This window comes from Chelativorans sp. J32, from assembly GCF_000518985.1.
Lineage (GTDB): Bacteria > Pseudomonadota > Alphaproteobacteria > Rhizobiales > Rhizobiaceae > Chelativorans.
The window spans coordinates 26,155-44,123 of sequence record NZ_JAEQ01000009.1 but is presented as its reverse complement, the minus strand read 5'-3'; the positions used below and the strand labels follow the sequence as shown (position 1 = coordinate 44,123).

Below are 17,969 nucleotides of genomic sequence, written 5' to 3'. Positions count from 1 at the left end.
ATCAGCTCGTGACGAGCGATGCGGCCGCGCCGGCGAGGCTGTCGGCGCCGGCGGTGACCTGGAGCTTCAGGCCTGCCGTCTCCGTAAGCAGGTTTTCCGCATAGAAACGGCAGAGGCCGATGCGTTCGGCAGACATATCGGCGCGGGCCGCACGAGCCAGGTGAACTCCGCCCGCCACAAGCCCGAACAGACGCAGATAGGGTGTGGCGCCGGCAAGAGCCGCCTCGTTTTGTTCCTTGTCCAGGAGCGCGAGAAGATGGGCCGTGGCCTCGGAGAGGTCGTTGATGGCCTCACCAAGTCTCCGCGCCGCCGCGCCGAAACCGGCTTCGTTCAGGAGGCCCAGATCGCGCCGCGTCTCGCGGAGCTCCTCCAGATAGCCGCGGACATGCTCTCCGCCCGAGAGCGGCAGCTTGCGTGTGACGAGATCGATCGCCTGAATCCCGTTCGTACCCTCATAGATCGGCGCAATGCGGGCATCGCGAAGCAGCGCCGCCGCGCCCGTTTCCTCGATATAGCCCATGCCGCCATGCACCTGTACGCCGATCGAAGCCACCTGCACCCCGATATCGGTGCAAAAGGCCTTGGCCACCGGCGTCAGCAGATTGGCGCGCTCCTGCCAGTAGCGGGCCTCGCCACCTTCCGCGTTGCGCGCCCGGTCGATCGCATGCGCACAGGAATAGGCGATGGCCCTGGCAGCCCGGGTTAGCGCTTTCATCGTCGCGAGGTCCCGCTGCACATCGGGATGATGGACTATCGGCGCCATTCCTTCGCCTGAGTAGCCCGACGCTTTGCCCTGTCTGCGCTCCTTCGCATAGGCCAACGCCTTTTGGAAGGCGGCTTCCGCCACCGAGACCCCTTGGATTCCGACCGCCAGCCGGGCGTTGTTCATCATGGTGAACATGCAGGCGAGCCCGCGGTTTTCCTCGCCGACCAGCCAACCGATCGCCCCCGGCTCCATCCCCTCCGCAAAGCCGTCGCCATAGATCATTGTGCATGTCGGTGAGGCGTGGATACCGAGCTTGTGCTCTATGCTCGCGCAGAAAACATCATTGCGGGGTCCGAGCGAGCCGTCCTCGTTGACGAGGAATTTGGGCACCAGGAAAAGCGAGATGCCCTTGGTTCCCGCCGGCGCGTCCGGCAGCCTCGCCAGGACGAGGTGCACGATATTGTCAGTGAGATTATGTTCGCCGTAGGTGATGAAGATCTTCTGGCCGAAAATGCGATAGGTACCCTCGCCGGCAGGTTCGGCCCGCGTCTTCAGCGCGCTGAGGTCGGAGCCAGCCTGAGGCTCCGTCAAATTCATCGTGCCCATCCATTCGCCGGACACGAGCTTTCCGAGATATGTCCGTTTGAGATCGTCGGAGGCATGTTTGTCCAGCGCTTCGACAGCGCCCATGGTCAGAGTGGGGCCGATGCCGAAGGCCATCGAGGCGGAGTTCCACATTTCGAGCGTGGCCACGCTGAGCATGGTGGGAAGGGCTTGCCCGCCGAAGTCCTCCGGCCCGGAGAGTGCGTTCCAGCCGCCCTCGATCCAGCGCCGGTAGAGGGGCTTCCAGCCGGGCGGCATGGTTACGGCTGCATCCCGGAGCATCGCGCCTTCCTCGTCGCCGACCCGGCGCAGCGGTGCGACCTCTTCCGTGGCGAAACGGCCGGCCTCGGCGAGAATGGCGTCGACAAGGTCCTCGGAAAGGTCGCCAAACTGGCCGGCGTCCAAGGCTGGACCCAGTCCTGCGACGTGCTTCAGCGCGAAGGCGATCTCCTCTACGGGTGCGCGATACATTGGTTCCACTCCCTCGCTCCGGTTTAGCGCTGAACTTAGCAAGCTTCAAAGTGGGTTCATATGCTTTTAAAGTCAGTGCGATCCCTAGGATTGGTGGGAACGGATCGTCCTGCAGGAGGTTGGAAGCGCGCGCCTCCTCAACCTGCATGAAACAACAACCCCATGCCTTGCTCAAATATTGCCGAAGATGCAGCCGATCGTGCGCCGTCGATCTACGGCTTTGAAGCTTGTATATCGGTCGTGAAACCTCGGCACGCCAAGCGATGCCGCAACCAGTGATGAGGCGACATCGTTGGTTGGCGGGTTTGGCGGTAGCGGCTGCCGCAGCTGCCGTCGTAAATGTCCGCAGCCGTAAAGCCGAGCGAGAAAACCCGCCCATCGGCAGGTTCGTCGAGGTGTGCGGGGGCAGGCTCCATTATATCGAGCTTGGGCACGGGGCGCCGCTCGTCGTTTTGCACGGCAATTCTTCTCTGAGCATCGACTTTCTGCTCAGCGGCGTTGTGCCTATTGTGGCCTCGCGATATCGCGTGATCGTGTTCGATCGCCCGGGCTATGGCTACAGTGATCCACTCCCTGGCGATTGCTGCCGCCCTGAGGCGCAAGCGCGCCTGATCCATTCGGCCCTTCGTCGCATGGGCGTGCAGGAAGCAATCGTGCTCGGCCATTCCTGGGGAGCGCTGGTTGCAATCGCGTTGGCGCTTGAGTCTCCGCAGGCCGTGCGTGGGCTGATCCTGGAAAGCGGTTTCCTTTATCCCCAGCCGCGGATCGGCATGGCTGTGCTATCGCAAGCTGCGAGACCTGTGATCGGCGGTCTGGCAAGACAAACCTTTCTGCCGCTCACGGCCCGGGCTGTCTGGCCGCTGATCATGAGACTGCTTTTCGGCCCGGCTCCCGTCCCGAAACATTTCCGGCGTTTTCCGCCATGGATGGTGCTTCGGCCATCACAGATCCGGACAAGTGCGATTGAACTCGGTCTAGCAGGCTCAGCGACAAGGCGGCTCAGCCGTCGCTATCGCGAACTGCGCCTGCCGGTTGCGATCCTCGCCGGGCGCGGAGACCGCATTGTCGATCCGAAAAAGCATTCCGGCAGGCTGCACGCGGAGCTGCGGCGCTCCACGTTCCGAGTGTTGGACGGCGTCGGCCACATGGTCCATCACTCGAACCCGAAGGCAGTGGCCGACGCCGTGGACGAGGTAAATCGCCTTGGTCGCCTACCTCCACAGTCAGCGGACGAACCCGGGGCGGGTGCAGGTCCGCTGACAGGCTAGGGACTTGGCTGATCACGCAACCTTCGCGAGGGTCACCTCGGGTTCCTGCAGCCGGCATTTGGCGATTCCGTACCGCCAGCGATGGTTCGTGAGAACGCGACGGCTTTGATAGAACAGCGTCAGTTCCCCGTCATGTATGAGGACTGTGGAGTGCCCGTTTTCACCGGGTTCGCCGGGATCCAGCACCGGCCCTACCGACCGGTACGGACCCTCGACATGATCCGCTACTGCGAAGAAGACGCGCTGGCGTGTGCCGCGGGGGCCGTCCGGCAGAAAGCAGGTTGCGTTTAGCAGCACCCGCCCATCGGGCAGCTCGACGAGCTGTGCGCCCTCAATGCCCCACTCGTAATCGGGATGATCTCGCGGGTTGTGATGCGGAAGATCGTTGTGATCCAGGATCTTGCCCATGCGTTCCCAAGGCCCGAACCAGCTGTCCGACTTGCTGCGCGCGAGATAGACGTCTGGCTGCGGAACCTTCGAAAACGGAGGCATCGCCGAATAGACGATGTAGCGCTTGCCGGCGATGAGAGCCGGATGCGGATCGTAGATGCCATCCTCATCCGTTCCCGGCAGGGCCGAAAAGGCGGGCTGAAGCACGACCCAATGGAAACCATCGTTCGACACGGCGTGCTCGCACCGCCCGCCGGATTTCATGAATTCCGTCTGGATGAACATGTGGAACACGCCATCTTCGAAGATGACGCCCGGAGCGGCGACGCCTGATCCTTGGACAGGCAGCACGATCGGCTGGTGCTCTGTCCAAGGGCCGTAGAGATCTGGAGAGGTCGCGTGGAGAATGCTCCACGTTTCACTCCTGACCGTCCCGCTTGAGCCGTACATGTGCCAAAGCTTGCCGTCAAAGACAGGACAGGGGTCCTTCAGATCGTCGACAGCCTTCGGATCGAAGAGCGGAAATATGTTCGTTTCGAATTGGACTTTCATGACCTTTAACCCCGACGGCTTAGCCGTCCCCGTGCGGCTCTGCGGCCGCGTTGTCTTTGTCATTTCAGAGTTGCACTGCCCACTCAACCCCTAAATGTAGGCAGGCGCGCATCCACATGGAATTCCGTTACCCGTGTTTCCGGTCGGCAACAGCTGTCGCAGGCCGGTGCCCGTCTTTTCAGGCGATATCCAACAGAGTGGAACAACCATCAGTTTGGCGGGTTTGGCGAAAGCGTCCGGCTTCTGTCAGAGAGATTTCAACTGTTCGGACGGATCTAACGGTAGGAATTCTCCATGAAAGCGTTTGCAAGAGTCGAAAGACAGAAGCCACTTAACAACAAGAACACCATAATCTGCTTTTCTCATCTGCGTTGGAATTTCGTATTTCAGAGACCTCAGCATATTTTGACAAGGGCTGCTCTTGGCAGTCGGGTTTTGTTCTTTGAAGAACCTTTGGAAGAGCAGGTTTCCCGTCCCGTTCTGAAATCGGAACGGGCGTCGGGCGGAGTTGAAATCCGAACCCCAGTCTTCCCGCGAGGCTTTGACGAGCAAGCCAAGTCCGCCGTTCAGAAGCGGTTCGTGGACGAAATTGTCGCAACCTCCGCCGCACCCCTCATCGCCTGGTTCTACACCCCTATGGCGTTGCAATTCGCGTCGCACATTGCTGGCGATCTGTGCGTCTACGACTGCATGGACGAATTATCGGCGTTCAAAAACGCTCCAGCCGAACTCGTCAGGCTGGAACGGGAACTCTTCGCCCGTGCCGATCTCGTCTTCACGGGCGGCATGAGCCTCTATGAGGCAAAGCGCGCGCACCATCCGTCAGTCCATCCGTTCCCGAGCAGCATCGACGTGCGCCACTTCGGAAAGGCTCGCGGACCGATTGCCGATCCAGCCGATCAGGCCGACATCCCGCATCCAAGGGTGGGCTTCTTCGGCGTCATAGACGAGCGCCTCGACGTGGAACTCGTCCGGCATGCTGCGGCGTCCATGCCCGACATTCACTTTGTGATGCTCGGGCCCGTTGTCAAGATCGATCCAGCGACACTTCCGGAAGCGCCTAATCTTCATTGGCTGGGCGGCAAACAATATGCCGATCTGCCCGCCTATCTCGCGCATTGGGACGCGGGCTGGATGCCCTTCGCACTTAATGAATCCACCCGCTATATCAGCCCGACCAAAACGCCGGAGTTCCTTGCGGCAGGGCTCCCAGTCGTTTCGACCGCGATCGTGGATGTGGTTCGGACCTATGGCGCTCAGGGCTTGGTGGACATTGCAGACGCAAGCGATGTCGCAGACAAACTTCGTTCGGCGCTCAACACCCCACGTGAGGCTTGGTTGGGTAAGGCAGACGCTTTTCTGGCGAAGACGTCCTGGGATAGTACCTGGGAAGCCATGGCAGGGCATATCAGCGCAGCCCTTGCGATGAAGAACTCCCTCCCCCTGAAAAAGGGGGCCTGAGATGTTCGACTGGCTCGTCGTCGGAGCGGGATTTGCGGGCAGCGTGCTCGCAGAGCGCATTGCGTCGCAAAGGGGTGAAAGTGTTCTGATCATCGATCGTCGGCCCCATATCGGCGGGAACGCCTATGATTGCTATGACGACGCCGGCATCCTGATCCATCAGTATGGCCCGCACATCTTCCACACCAATGCCCAATCCATCGTAGACTACCTGTCTCAGTTTACGGATTGGAGGTTCTACGAGCATCGGGTGCTGGCTCGTGTGGATGGGATGCTCGTGCCCATTCCCATCAATCTGGACACGATCAACCGGTTATACGGGCTCGATCTGACTTCCGACCAGTTGGAGGAATTTTTCGCCGCACGCAGGGAAAAGGTCGAGGAGGTGCGCTCCGCGGAGGATGTGGTGGTTTCCACCGTAGGCCGCGAGCTCTACGAGAAATTCTTCCGCGGCTACACCCGAAAGCAATGGGGGGTCGATCCGTCCCAGTTGAGCAAATCGGTTACGGCTCGCGTGCCCACGCGCACCAATCGGGATGATCGCTACTTCGGCGATAGTTTCCAGCATATGCCTGCCGGTGGATACACGCGCATGTTCCAGCGCATGCTGTCCCATCCCCGGATCAAGATGATGCTTCAGGCGGATTTCCGGGAGATCAAGCGACAGATCCCGTTCAGGAGACTGATCTATACCGGCCCGATCGACGAGTTCTTCGACTTCAGATTGGGGCGGCTGCCTTATCGCTCGCTGCGGTTCGAGCACGTCACCCTGGATCAGGAACAGTTCCAGCCTGTCGCGGTGGTGAATTATCCCCAGACCGAAGCCTACACCCGCATTACAGAATACAAGCATCTGACCGGCCAGAACCACCCACAGACCAGCCTGACCTATGAATATCCGACGGATGTCGGCGATCCCTATTATCCGGTCCCAAGAGGAGAGAACGAAGCGCTCTATAAACGCTATGAAGCCTTGGCGGCTCAGCAGCCGGATGTGTGGTTCGTCGGCCGCCTGGCGACATACCGTTACTATAATATGGATCAGGTGGTGGGCCAGGCACTCGCCACTTTCGCCAGGATCCACAAGTCGGTTCCGGCCTCCAGTGGAGGGGTCGCTTCGCGGCAAGCTGCCGAGTGAGATATCCGCTCGAGATTTGGGGCGGGCTCGAATGCAGCGTCGTCCGGGTTGGAAACACGGTTCGCAACCAGCTCCGCGAAACCGGCTACACCATACGCCGGGATGATCTCCAGCTGATTGCTTCAACGGGCATCAAAGCCCTGCGCTATCCGGTGCTTTGGGAGGAGATCGAGGCCGTCCAGGGACAGCGCAACTGGGAACGATCCGATGCCGACCTCCGCATTCTGCGGGATGCGGGCATCAGACCCATCGCGGGTCTCGTGCATCACGGATCGGGGCCTCTTTGGACCGACCTGCTAGATCCCGGTTTTCCGCACCATCTGGCGCTGCACGCGCGTGCCGTCGCCGAACGGTATCCGTGGATCGAGATGTTCACTCCGATCAACGAGCCCCTCACGACAGCTCGCATCAGCGGGCTCTATGGTCTGTGGCATCCACACAGTTCCGACGAGGCCACGTTTCTGCAGTTGGTCGTCGCGCAATGCAAAGCCGTTGCCGCAGCCATGCGGGCCGTCAGGGCTCTCAATCCGGCGGCCAAGCTGGTGCAGACCGAAGATCTGGGCCGCGTCTTCGCCACGCCGAAGCTATCCTACCAGGCGGAGTTCGAAAATGAACGGCGCTGGCTTGCTATGGATCTGCTGGCTGGCCGCGTTGACCGGGGTCACCCGTTTTTCCAAAGATTGCTCGATCATGGGATTGAGCCGAGCGACCTCGTTGGTCTTCGGGACGAGCCGTGCCCAGCGGATATAATCGGCCTCGACTATTACCTCACCAGCGACCGGTTCCTAGACGAAAGACTGGAGCTCTACCCTGGGGAGCCTCCGGGCGGAAACGGCAGGGACGTGTATGTCGACGTTGCCGCGGTTCGAGCCCATGTGCCGGAACAAATGCTCGGCGTTCTTCCCCGCATCATGGAGATTTGGGACCGATACGAGTTGCCCATATCCATTACCGAACAGCACAATGGCTGCACGCGCGACGAGCAGCTTCGCTGGCTCATTGAGGGGTGGCGCGCTGCCGAAACGGCCCGGAGGCTGGGCGCCGACGTTCGGTCGGTGACCTGCTGGTCGATGCTGGGCGCCCTCGACTGGAACTCGATGCTGGTCCGGCAGGAAGGGTATTATGAGCCGGGTGCCTTCGACATCCGATATTCTCCACCAAGGCCCACCGTGCTCGCCACCGCGATCTCACGGTTGAGCCGTGAGGGTGATTTCGACCATCCGGTGCTCGACGCGCCGGGCTGGTGGCGCCGTGACATCTCGCCTGCCGAGGGGCGACGCTCCATTTTTCTCACCGGGTTCGGCCGGATGGCTTCAGTCATCGGCGAATGCTGCGCGCTGCGCCGGCTCCGCGTCTTGGCAATCGGATCCCACGAGGTGCTCGAACATAAATGGGGAGATGCCGGCGCCTGGGCCCTCATTCGGGTGGACGAGCCGGCCCACTCCTCAGGCAAAGCCGTACGTCTGCATGCGGAATACGCCACTGGAGGCATGCTCACGCTCAACGTACCGGCTGACGTTGAATGGCGGCCGGCAGCCAATTCCTTCCTCGACCTGCTTGTCGATCAGGCTACGGGCGATCTACATCTGGCGAGTGCGGGTGATCACAACCAGTATGTTCTGGAAACCGGGGCGCGGGCAGGTGGCGCCAGACCGTAGATCGGCGGCTCGCTGTTGATGCCCTACGGCGGCAGGCATGACCCATCAATTTACGCGGCGGAGGAATTCCTGCCCGAAGGACAAGGCGACGGCGAAAAGGATCAGTATCGTCACGAGCACGAAGACGAGATGCGGCTGGTTGTTGTCCAGCAATGCCCCGAAGAGGATGGGCCCGACCACCCCGCCGGCATTGAAGCCGGTCGAAACGATGGCGAACACCCGGCCCTCGGCATTTATCGGCGCCGCTGCACGCACAAGCATGTCGCGCGAGGGGGCGATGATGCCGAAGAGGAAGCCTGCGACCACCATGATGGCGCAGATGACTGCACCTGGAAAGGACGTGCCGGCCAAGAGAGCGGTCAGGAGCGCGGTGATGAACAGCGCGCCGCTGGCGATATAGCCGTGGCGGGCGGTACGGTCCGCCAGGATGCCGCCAGCCAAAACTCCGAACGCGCTTGCAAAGAGAAAACCCGTCAGCGCCCAATTTCCTGTGCCGATGTCGAGATCGTAGCCCATGGTGAAGGCTGTCACCGAGAAATTGTGGATGCCGACATTGCTCAACGAAAGAAGCAGGAAGAGCACCGTCATCAAGCCTACAGCCGGGTTGAAGACACTGCGCGCCGCCTTCAGCGAGGGGGAGGGGCCGTGTCCGCGCGGAGCGCGTTCAGCGCAGTCCGTCACTGCGCCCGGACCGAAGGAAAGAAAGAGCGCGACGGCGGCACCGAGGACGCCGGAGGCGAGAAAGGCAAACTCGATGCCTGCCGCCACCACGATCCAGTAGAGGATGCCGGGAGCGACGGCCGTGCCAAGGAAGCCCACAAAGGTGAAGATCGAGAAGGCGCGGCCGACTTTGCTTCCGTCCACATGCCCGGCGATCAGCGAATAGCCCGCGGGATGGTAGACGCCATTGGCAAGACCCGCAGCCGCCATCGCAGCGAGGAGCCATCCATAGGTGTGAAACCAGCTAAGCGAGGCGAAGCTCAAGCTGCCGAGCAGAAGCCCGGCGATGAGCATGGGCCTTGCGCCGAACCTGTCCGTCATGAACCCGATCGGAATGTGGACCACGAGGGAGACCAGGCTGAAAACCGTGATGGACAGGCCGATCTCGACAAAGCTCAATCCAAAGCGATCCGGAAGGAAGGGGATCAGCACGGGCACTGTCATGATGTGGAAATGGCTTACCGCATGAGCCGCCGAAGCCTGCGTGAGCACCATTCCGAAACCCGGCTTGCGCTTCGGCTTCTCAGCCGCCAGCGTTGTCATCTCTTCCTCCTTCTGGCGCAAGGCCGGTATTTGTCCTCTTTGTGCGCCGCAAGCTCTACTCAGTCTGCCGCAATGCGCAGAGCACCAGGGCCATTGCGGCGAGCCCCATGGCGCCCCCGATCGCTGCAACTCCGCCCGCCGTTTGCCAATGGCTGAAGACAAGCGAGGCGAGCGCTGCTCCAAGGGCTTGGCCCGTCAGGCGGCACGTGGCCAGGAGGGCGCCGCCGGCGCTCGTGCGCGAGATCGGCGTGTTGAGGATCATTGCGCGGTTGTTGGGTGTGCTGAAGAGGCCGAAGCCCGCGCCGCAGACGAACATGCGCCAGGCGACGTCCCCGGCTGAGGCTTCCCTGGGCAGCCAGTAAAGCAGTGTGAGGCCGGTTAGGAGAACCACGATGGCGCCTGTGCAAAGGAGCCGGGGCGAATGGGTGTCGGCGAGGCGGCCGGCCGCGATCGCCGCGAGCGCGACGCCGACGGGCCACGGAGTGATCAGAAAGCCCACCATGGCGGGCGAAAGACCGGTGATAGTGGACAGGTGGAAGGGCAGCGACACCAGCGTCAAGCCTTGCGCGGCGAAGACGCTGAGATTTGCCCCGAGCGAAAGGGCTACCGCCTTTATTGCCAGCAGGTCGACCGGGAGGAGCGGGTTCGCCATGCCCGACTGGCGACGTGCGAGCGCGGCGAAGAACACGACGGAGACCCCGAAGCCTGCGGTCGTGAGCGACAGGCTCGCTCCTTCGCGCATCTGGCCGAGCGTGAGCAGAAGTGAGCTCATGGCAAGAGCAAGAATGCCGCCCGAGATGAAATCGAGGCGCATTTCAGTGCGCGCGAATCTCGGCAGTGCCGCAAGCCCTATCGCAAGAGAGAAAACCGCCACCGGTGCGCTCACCAGAAACACGCCGCGCCAATCCGTGAACAAAAGAATGAGTGCGCCCACGCTTGGACCGGCGGCCATGGAAAGACCGACGGCGGAAGAGTTCACGCCGGCGGCCCGGCCGAAAAGGGCGCGAGGATAGCTCAAGCGTGTGAGCGCCATGGAAATGCTGTGCACGGCCGCAGCACCTATGCCCTGGAGAACACGGCCGGCGATCAGCATGGCAAACGACGAGGAGAAGGCGCAGAAAAGGGAGGCCGCGGCAAAAACGGCAAGACCTCCGCAATAGATTTTCCAATGACCGAGCCGCTCGCTTACCGCCGCCGCCTGCAGCAGCAGGCAGGCCATTGTCAGCTGATAAGTCGTCATCACCCAGATCGCTTGAGAAGGTTCGACCGAATAGCTCTCCGCGATGAGCGGCAGCATGACCACCACCATAGAGGCATCGAGGATGGTGACCATCAAGCTTGTGGCGATGCAGAGCGTCGCCCAATAGCGTCTCGGGACGGGAAGATAGGTTTCGGCTTCCGCCATTGCGGGCGCGGCGCCGATGGGCTCGACGGCGAGGGTTGGCGTATCGGGCTCTTGCGCTTGGCTCATCGGGTCAGAGGCGCAACACGTCGCCTGGAACGAGAAGATGCGAGAGACGGCGGATGTCGGGAAGGCTTTCCAATGCGCCGATGAAGTCTATGATGTCATCCGTTGCGAGCCGACCGAGAATGGGCTCCACCAGCGAGCGAGCCTTTGCTTCCACCTCTTCCGAGGAAAGCGGATTTTCCGCATGCCCCTTTGCAAAACGGACTTGCCGTTCACCACGCCTGCCGTCCTTGAGCACCAGTTCGACGGCGGCATAGTCGGTAGGGCCCAAGACCCTGTCCGGGACGATGCGGGTGATCGACATCAGCCGCAAAACCTCCGGGTTGTTCGTCTGCAGCGGCTCGAACTGATCGAGGTCGAGCTTCCCACGCAGGGCAGCGACGGCGAGGCAATATTGCATGCTGAACTGCGCATCGAGAAGATTGCCCACGTGCATCCGGTCGAACTGGAGAACGGTCTGCTGGTTTCCGTGGACGATGATCTCAGCGATCTCTTCCTGGGATGCGGAGAAAGCCTCCATCAGAAGGAAAAGACTGTCGACCGGCGCATGGATGGTGCGGCAGCAGGCATAAGGCTTTATGCCTGAGCGCAGGATGCGAAAAGATTGGCCCAGTTCGGCAACCGCCAAATCCGGTTCGGAGATCATCGGCGCATAGGTGGAGAAGAAACCGCCCCACGGCGCGTCGAGAACGTGATGCGGACCCGTCATGCCCGCCTGGGCGAGGTAAGCTGCGCACACGCCCGTTTCGGCGGCCTTGCCCGGGTGGAAACGCTTCGTCATCGCGCCGTCGGCCAGAAAGGCCCAGGTGCCCCCGGTGAAGGTCCCGGCGATGCCCAGGGCGGAAGCGAAAAGATCAGCGTCGAAGCCGAGAAGTTTCGCGACGCCGGCCGCCGCACCAAAACTGCCGCATGTGCCGCTCGAATGCCAGCCGAGATCGTTATGGCGGCGATAGCCACCGGCACCTTCCAGCACCCTCGCCGCGATGTCGTAGCCCGCCACCACAGAAACGAGCACATCGCGGCCTGAGGCTCCAGTCTGCTCGGCCGCGGCGAACACGGAAGGGATGACCACGGCGCCGGAATGGCCGCAGCCACCGAAATCGTCGAGTTCCAACGCATGCGCGGCGGTGGCGTTGACGAGCGCGGCGCGATCGGCCGGCAACATGCCGTCGCGGCCCCAGAGCCGAGCCGGACCTTGCATCCTTTCGCCGGTTGCTTCCAGCGCGCGCAGGATCGCTTCGACGGCTTCCGTCCGCGCGCCGACGACACAGCAGGCCAGCGTATCCAGAATGAAGCGCTTGGCCGCCGCCAAAACCTCGTCCGGCAGGCTGTCTGCGCTCACGCCGCTCCAGAAGCCTGCGAGTTGCTCGCTGATCGTTGGCCGAGCCGCCTGGCTGGGCGCTCCCACAGCGTCCTTGCCCGACTCCATGGCTAATGTACCTGGCGCCCGATCAGGGCCAGCGTGCGCGCCATTTCGTTGGTCTGGATCATCACTGCCTCGTCTCCGCCGAGCCCCGGCTTGGAAAGCATGAAGTTGGGCTGTGTGGCCAGCGCTATATTGGTGGTGATGCGGGCGGACTTGTCCGTCTCATTGGCGGTGCCCCCGAGGCAACAGCCCATGCCGTTTCTCCGGCAAGCGAGTACGGCTTCGATGGAGTTGTTGATGCCGCCGAGATCCGGTGTCTTGATCTGCACGAAATCGGAGGCGCCTTGCGCAGCGAAGCGCTTGATGTCTTCAAGCGTGTTACACCATTCGTCGGCAATGATGCCGATGTCTATGCCTTTGCGCTTCAGAAGCTTGCGAATGGTGATGAAGGTCTCGATCTGCGCGTCCTGCGTCTTGGCGATGACCGGCGTTTCTATGAGGACCTTGTAGGGAGAGGCGGCTTCGGCCACCGTGCCGAGATAGTCCGTCAGGCGCTCGAGGTCGCTGCCGAAGAGTTCACCGAGCGTGCCATATAGGTCGAGATGAATGCGCGGATTGTAATCCGGGTCGCGGATTTCAGTGATGCGCCTGGAAAGATGCCCCGCATATTCGACGAGCTTTTCGCCGGAAAGGCCGATGTCACGCTCTACAAGCTGAAAGGAGGCGTGTGGCAGAAGCGCGATGCGTTTCAGCACCATGCGATCGAGTTGGCCGGGATCCTCCTTGTGAATGGATGCGAGGATGGGAATCGGGCTCGTCGAGACTTCGCAGCCATATTCGCTGGCAATCACCTCCGCCATGGTGATGCGACGGGCAACCGCCACGCCGTCGAGAATCGCCTGCGTAATGCCATAGCGGATCGCGGTGTGGAGAGGCTTTCCGTCCCGCTTCATCGAATCGACGGCCTCGGCGAGCGGGCGAAAGGCGGAAAGCTCTTTGCCCACCAGGAAATCACGCATCTCGTTGCGGAGAAAATCGATATGATCTTCTTCGCGGAAGAGGGGATCTCGGCCGGCAAAGCCAGTCAGGATCACATCCGCGCAATCGCCGAAAGCGACCGAACCGTCCTCGAGCACCAGCATGACGGAGATGATGATGCCGGGCTGCATCACGCGCTTGAAGCCCGGCAGCACCGGTTCGCCGTCATAGATCGATCCGTTCGGTTTGGCGCCAGCCTTGATGGCTGCAAGGTCCTTGTTCATGAAGCCTGACCGCCCAACCGCGTATACGACGTCTTGAATTTTCATGATCTCTCCGTCCGGCGATGGATATCCGCCCGGTTCGCGGGCGTGCCGTCCCCGCTCCAGCCAATCGCGAAGCCTCGGCCGGATCCGAGGTTGACACAAGATATTAAAAATAGGAAGTCAGGAAGTTAGTAATTTGTGGGCGGCGATCGCCGCACGCTTCCAAGCTGGAGAGAGCCATGGTCAGCACCGCGGAACGTTTCCTGCAACGGCTCGGCAGGCGCGGTGTACCTTATCTCTTCGGCAATGCAGGCACTGACGCGGCACCGCTGATCGAGGCTTATGCGAAATGCGAGAGGGGCGGCGCGAACGTGCCCCAGCCACTAATCGCGACGCATGAGAACCTCGCTGTTTCGATGGCCCATGGCTATGCCATGGTGTCCGGCAAATTGCCCGCTGTCTTCGTGCATGTGAGCGTCGGCACGGCGAACGCGGCCTGCGCAATTATGAATGCGGCCCGCGAGAACATCCCCATTCTTTTTACTGCCGGGCGCACGCCTCTTTACGAGGACGATACGACCGGCTCGCGCGATTCCTATATCCACTGGGGCCAGGAGATGTTCGACCAGGCCTCGTTGGTGCGCGAGTTCGTCAAGTGGGATTACGAGCTGCGCGGCGGCAATCAGGTGGATACCGTGGTCGACCGCGCCGCGAGCATCGCCATGTCCGAACCCCAAGGGCCTGTCTACCTGACCCTGCCGCGCGAAGTGCTGGCCGAGCCTTATAGCGGCAAAGAGGAGGCGCCCCCGCCGCTTGTCGCGGCTCTTCCGCCGCAACCTCATCCGCAAGGCGTTGCGGAAGCGGCAAACATATTGGCCGGGGCGGAGCGGCCGCTGATCGTGGCGGGCAATTGCGGACGCGACCTCGAAGCTTTCGGCAAGCTTGCCGCCTTTGCCGAGCGTTTCGCGATCCCCGTGGTGCAGCACAGGTCGCGCTATCTGCCGCTCCCCTCCGACCATTCCATGCATCTTGGATTCGATCCTGGTCCATTGGTGTGCGAGGCGGATGCGATCCTCGTTCTGGAGGCCGACGTCCCTTGGGTTCCGAAACGCTCGCCGCTCAAGCCTGGGTGCAAGGCCATCCATGTAGGCCACGACCCGCTTTTCGGGCGCATCCCGATCCGCGGCTTTCAATGTGACCTGGCTCTTACGAGCGGCACAGCGGCCATGCTCGATGCGCTCACCGCCGAAATGGAAGCTATTGTGCCGGAGGGACACGTCGCCCCGCGCCGCGAATGGGTGGCGGCGGAAAGGCGCAAGCTGATGGAGAAGCGTTCCAAGGCGCTTTCAACCCTACGGAGCGCGCGGCCGATCCATCCGGCCTGGGTCAGCCACTGTCTGGGTGAAGCGAAGGGCGAAAGCGCGATCGCGATCAACGAATATACGCTGATGCCGGACCACTGCGAATTTCGCGAGGCGGGAACCTATTTCGGCTCTAGTTCGGCCTCCGGGCTTGGCTGGGGCATGGGGACCGCGCTGGGCGCGAAGCTTGCCGAGCCCGACCGGCTTGTCATCTGTGTGCAAGGGGATGGAGCCTATCTCTTCTCCAATCCGGTTGCCGGTCACTATGCATCGAGCCAGCACAAGCTGCCCGTGCTCTTCCTGGTCGTGAACAATGGCATGTGGAATGCGGTGCGCGCAGCCACGCTCACTGTCTATCCTGACGGCGCCGCCTCGGCTTCCAACCGCAACGCGCTCACCATGCTCGACGGCCTCCCTGCATTCGAAGAGGTCTGCCGTGCCTCCGGCGGCTATGGCGAGCGGGTCGAAGATCCTGAAGATTTACCGAAAGCGATTGAGCGCGCGCTGCACGCCGTCCAGATCGAGAAGCGGCAAGCCTTACTGAACATCATCTGCCAGCCCCGCTGACAGGCCGGAGGCCCCATGAAGGAATACCTGACGTTTTACATTGATGGGCGATGGGTCGAGCCGGCGACGCTGGCGACGATGGACGTCATCGATCCTTCGACGGAAGAGGTGTTCGCGCGGATTGCCATGGGGAGTGCAGTTGATGTCGACCGCGCAGTTGGGGCCGCCGGCAGGGCCGTCGAGTCGTTTTCGCTCTTTTCTCCCCGCCAAAGGCGGGAACTGCTCTTAAGCGTCATCGATCAGTTCAAGCGGCGCAGGGAGGATCTGGCGCAGGCGGTCTCGGCCGAGATGGGCGCTCCCGTGTCACTGGCGCGGGAGAGCCAGACGCTGCCCTGCATCGAGATGCTGCAGGTCTTTGCCGATCTTCTCCTGGACTATCCGTTTTGTTCTGAGCTCGACGGCGCCCTGATCCTCAAGGAGCCGATCGGGGTCGTCGGTGTCATCACACCGTGGAACTGGCCGCTGCAGCAGATAGCCCGCAAGGTGGGTGCGGCACTTGCGGCCGGCTGCACCTCGGTGATGAAGCCAAGCGAAATCTCACCCATCAGTGCGCTTGTCTTCGCGGAAATCGCGCATGAGGCCGGCGTCCCGCCGGGCGTCATCAACGTGGTCAACGGCGATGGGCAGAGCGTCGGGCAGGCGATCACCAGCCATCCAGGCGTCGACATGGTCACCTTCACAGGTTCCACGAGGGCGGGGATACAGGTTGCCAAGTCAGCGGCCAATACCGTGAAGCGGGTGCATCAGGAACTGGGCGGCAAGTCGGCCAACATAATCTTCGACGATGTGGACCTTGACGAGGTGGTGACCCGGGACGTGCTCATGCTGATGCGCAATTCGGGCCAGACCTGCAACGCGCCGACGCGGATGCTGGTCCACACGGGCCAGCACGACCGGGCTGCCGAGATAGCAGCAGCGGCAGCAAATCGGATCATCGTCGGAGATCCGCGTCTCCCTTCTACGGAAATGGGGCCGCTGGCGAGTCGCGCCCAATTCGACAAGGTGCAGCGGTTGATCGCGGGTGGCATTCAGGAAGGTGCGCGGCTGGTGGCCGGCGGCCCGGGCCGGCCAGAGGGGCTGGAGCGCGGCTTTTATGCGCGCCCGACGATTTTCGCCGATGTCAGGGAGGAGATGACCATCGCGCGCGAGGAGATCTTCGGGCCTGTCCTGGTCATTTTGCCTTATCGTGATGAGGAAGATGCCATCCGCATTGCCAATGATGGTGAATACGGGCTGGCGGCGTATCTTTCCACGGCTGATCCGGCGCGTGCACGCCGGGTGGCCGGGCGCCTCAAGGCCGGCAATGTGCATGTCAACGGCAACAGGCCCGGTCCGTCGATCCCCTTCGGCGGGTATAAGCACTCCGGCAACGGTCGCGAAAAGGGGATCTATGGCCTTGAGGAGTTTCTCGAAATCAAGGCCGTCGTGGGCTGCGGCACGAGCGCCTGACCCGGCGTATCGACGGACGTTCGTACGGTCGAGATACCCCGCGACCGTCCTCGCTCATGCCATCTCGATTTGGCCTTCCAGCCGTCTGCCTCTCAGGAAGGCCTCCATGTTGCGCGCGACGAAATCCGCCAGCGCGTTCTGCGCGCCTGTTCCACCGGTATGAGGAGTGATCAGGAGGCCGGGCGTGGACCATGCCGGGTGATCGGGCGGTAGCGGTTCCGGGTCGGTTACGTCCAGCCCGCCGCCGGCGAGTCGGCCGGTGGTGAGCGCATGAACCAAGGCGGCAAGATCGACAACCGCCCCGCGTCCGACATTGACAAGATAGGCTCCCGGCTTGCAGCGCTCGAGGCGGCTGCGGCTGAAGAGGCCTAAGGTCAAGGGCGACTGCGGAAGAGCGATCATGATGACGTCAGCGGTGGGAAGAGCCTCGTCCAGTTGGGCCAGTGGGTAGATCCGGTCGGCTTCGGGACGCAAAGCGCCGCCGCGGTTCACGCCCAAGACGATCATGCCGAAGCTTCGCAGGCGGATAGCGATCGCGCGACCGATGGACCCGAAGCCCACGATGAGCGCGGTCCGGCCTTCCAGCGTCACTGAGCCACGGAGCGATTGCGGCTCCCAGGTGCTGCGCGACTGGCTCACCACCGCCTGCGGGATGCGTCTCGTAAGCGACAGGAGCAGCGCCAGCGCATGGTCGGCCACCGCCGGCGCAAGGCTGGGACCGGCATTGGTGACGATCGCGCCTTGGGGAAGGTGGCTGTCGAGAAGGCTATCATAGCCAGCACTCAGGAGTTGGATCCAGCGGAGCCCAGGGCTGGCGCAGGCGGCTTGCTCGACGATCCCGGGATAGAGACTCTGCTGCAGGATCAGCGCGTCGGCACCCTTGATGAGCCAGACGACATCCTCGGGCTTGCCGCAGATGGAGAGTTCGATGTCCGGCATGCTTGCCAAGCGTGCTGCGACCGCCTCTGATGACCCGCGGTTCGCAAGGAGAATGGCGCGCATGA

General features: G+C 62.2%; 13 protein-coding genes. 6 read left to right on the top strand and 7 right to left on the bottom strand.

The window, feature by feature from the left end; translation table 11 throughout:
- Position 1: 1 nt before the first annotated feature.
- Positions 2–1,780 (bottom strand): acyl-CoA dehydrogenase, encoded by a 1,779-nt coding sequence (locus CHEJ32_RS0113240; RefSeq protein ID WP_028034297.1) that lies wholly within the window; start codon positions 1,778–1,780, stop codon positions 2–4.
- 296 nt (positions 1,781–2,076) lie between these two features.
- Between CHEJ32_RS0113240 and CHEJ32_RS24755 the strand changes: the two genes are divergently transcribed.
- Positions 2,077–3,048: an alpha/beta fold hydrolase gene (locus CHEJ32_RS24755; RefSeq protein ID WP_245261104.1), complete on the top strand. Its 972-nt coding sequence runs from the start codon at positions 2,077–2,079 to the stop codon at positions 3,046–3,048.
- Between the two features lie 12 nt (positions 3,049–3,060).
- Here the strand turns inward: CHEJ32_RS24755 and CHEJ32_RS0113230 are convergent, their stop codons facing one another.
- The gene (locus CHEJ32_RS0113230; RefSeq protein ID WP_028034296.1) at positions 3,061–3,990 is read right to left on the bottom strand and encodes a hypothetical protein; all 930 of its coding nucleotides are present in this window, start codon (positions 3,988–3,990) and stop codon (positions 3,061–3,063) included.
- Positions 3,991–4,569: 579 nt separating this feature from the next.
- On the opposite strand from CHEJ32_RS0113230, the gene CHEJ32_RS24750 reads away from it, so the two are divergent.
- The 3 genes from CHEJ32_RS24750 to CHEJ32_RS24745 are packed head-to-tail and all read left to right on the top strand — an operon-like array spanning position 4,570 to position 8,247.
- Entirely contained in the window at positions 4,570–5,451 is an 882-nt protein-coding gene (locus CHEJ32_RS24750) for a glycosyltransferase (protein WP_245261102.1), read from the top strand.
- A 1-nt stretch (position 5,452) separates the two neighbouring features.
- Positions 5,453–6,589 carry a UDP-galactopyranose mutase gene (gene glf / locus CHEJ32_RS0113220; RefSeq protein WP_028034295.1) on the top strand — a complete coding sequence of 379 codons (1,137 nt, stop codon included), beginning with the start codon at positions 5,453–5,455 and terminating at the stop codon, positions 6,587–6,589.
- On the top strand, positions 6,586–8,247 hold the full coding sequence (locus tag CHEJ32_RS24745; protein WP_084032803.1) for a family 1 glycosylhydrolase: 1,662 nt from the start codon (positions 6,586–6,588) through the stop codon (positions 8,245–8,247). The genes glf and CHEJ32_RS24745 overlap by 4 nt, the downstream gene beginning before the upstream one ends.
- 45 nt (positions 8,248–8,292) lie before the next feature.
- Here CHEJ32_RS24745 and CHEJ32_RS0113210 read toward each other — a convergent pair whose 3' ends face one another.
- Genes CHEJ32_RS0113210 through CHEJ32_RS0113195 form a run of 4 tightly spaced genes read right to left on the bottom strand, consistent with a single transcriptional unit; the run spans position 8,293 to position 13,651 of the window.
- A complete protein-coding gene (locus CHEJ32_RS0113210) occupies positions 8,293–9,510 on the bottom strand; it encodes an MFS transporter (protein ID WP_156936695.1) in 1,218 nt (405 codons plus the stop codon).
- A 55-nt stretch (positions 9,511–9,565) separates the two neighbouring features.
- Positions 9,566–10,981, bottom strand: a complete 1,416-nt coding sequence (locus CHEJ32_RS24740; RefSeq protein ID WP_084032802.1) for an MFS transporter — start codon at positions 10,979–10,981, stop codon at positions 9,566–9,568.
- Between the two features lie 4 nt (positions 10,982–10,985).
- Positions 10,986–12,407, bottom strand: coding sequence for an MmgE/PrpD family protein (locus CHEJ32_RS0113200; RefSeq protein WP_051469662.1), 1,422 nt, complete (start codon positions 12,405–12,407; stop codon positions 10,986–10,988).
- 2 nt (positions 12,408–12,409) lie between these two features.
- Entirely contained in the window at positions 12,410–13,651 is a 1,242-nt protein-coding gene (locus tag CHEJ32_RS0113195; RefSeq protein WP_028034292.1) for a methylaspartate ammonia-lyase, read from the bottom strand.
- Between the two features lie 176 nt (positions 13,652–13,827).
- Here CHEJ32_RS0113195 and CHEJ32_RS24735 point away from each other — a divergent pair, with 176 nt between their 5' ends.
- Together CHEJ32_RS24735 and CHEJ32_RS0113185 are read left to right on the top strand one after the other, a co-directional pair.
- Positions 13,828–15,516: a thiamine pyrophosphate-requiring protein gene (locus CHEJ32_RS24735; RefSeq protein ID WP_034658374.1), complete on the top strand. Its 1,689-nt coding sequence runs from the start codon at positions 13,828–13,830 to the stop codon at positions 15,514–15,516.
- Between the two features lie 15 nt (positions 15,517–15,531).
- The gene (locus CHEJ32_RS0113185; protein ID WP_028034291.1) at positions 15,532–16,965 is read left to right on the top strand and encodes an aldehyde dehydrogenase family protein; all 1,434 of its coding nucleotides are present in this window, start codon (positions 15,532–15,534) and stop codon (positions 16,963–16,965) included.
- Positions 16,966–17,019: 54 nt separating this feature from the next.
- Here the strand turns inward: CHEJ32_RS0113185 and CHEJ32_RS24730 are convergent, their stop codons facing one another.
- Positions 17,020–17,967 (bottom strand): D-2-hydroxyacid dehydrogenase, encoded by a 948-nt coding sequence (locus tag CHEJ32_RS24730; RefSeq protein WP_051469661.1) that lies wholly within the window; start codon positions 17,965–17,967, stop codon positions 17,020–17,022.
- Positions 17,968–17,969: the final 2 nt, after the last annotated feature.

What these genes read in the sequence shown, in the direction of transcription:
- CHEJ32_RS24730 (WP_051469661.1), bottom strand. Translation starts at nt 17,967, where the DNA reads ATGCGCGCCATTCTCCTTGCGAACCGCGGGTCATCAGAGGCGGTCGCA.
- CHEJ32_RS0113185 (WP_028034291.1), top strand. Translation starts at nt 15,532, where the DNA reads ATGAAGGAATACCTGACGTTTTACATTGATGGGCGATGGGTCGAGCCG.
- CHEJ32_RS24735 (WP_034658374.1), top strand. Translation starts at nt 13,828, where the DNA reads ATGGTCAGCACCGCGGAACGTTTCCTGCAACGGCTCGGCAGGCGCGGT.
- CHEJ32_RS0113195 (WP_028034292.1), bottom strand. Translation starts at nt 13,651, where the DNA reads ATGAAAATTCAAGACGTCGTATACGCGGTTGGGCGGTCAGGCTTCATG.
- CHEJ32_RS0113200 (WP_051469662.1), bottom strand. Translation starts at nt 12,407, where the DNA reads ATGGAGTCGGGCAAGGACGCTGTGGGAGCGCCCAGCCAGGCGGCTCGG.
- CHEJ32_RS24740 (WP_084032802.1), bottom strand. Translation starts at nt 10,981, where the DNA reads ATGAGCCAAGCGCAAGAGCCCGATACGCCAACCCTCGCCGTCGAGCCC.
- CHEJ32_RS0113230 (WP_028034296.1), bottom strand. Translation starts at nt 3,990, where the DNA reads ATGAAAGTCCAATTCGAAACGAACATATTTCCGCTCTTCGATCCGAAG.
- CHEJ32_RS0113240 (WP_028034297.1), bottom strand. Translation starts at nt 1,780, where the DNA reads ATGTATCGCGCACCCGTAGAGGAGATCGCCTTCGCGCTGAAGCACGTC.
- glf (WP_028034295.1), top strand. Translation starts at nt 5,453, where the DNA reads ATGTTCGACTGGCTCGTCGTCGGAGCGGGATTTGCGGGCAGCGTGCTC.
- CHEJ32_RS0113210 (WP_156936695.1), bottom strand. Translation starts at nt 9,510, where the DNA reads ATGACAACGCTGGCGGCTGAGAAGCCGAAGCGCAAGCCGGGTTTCGGA.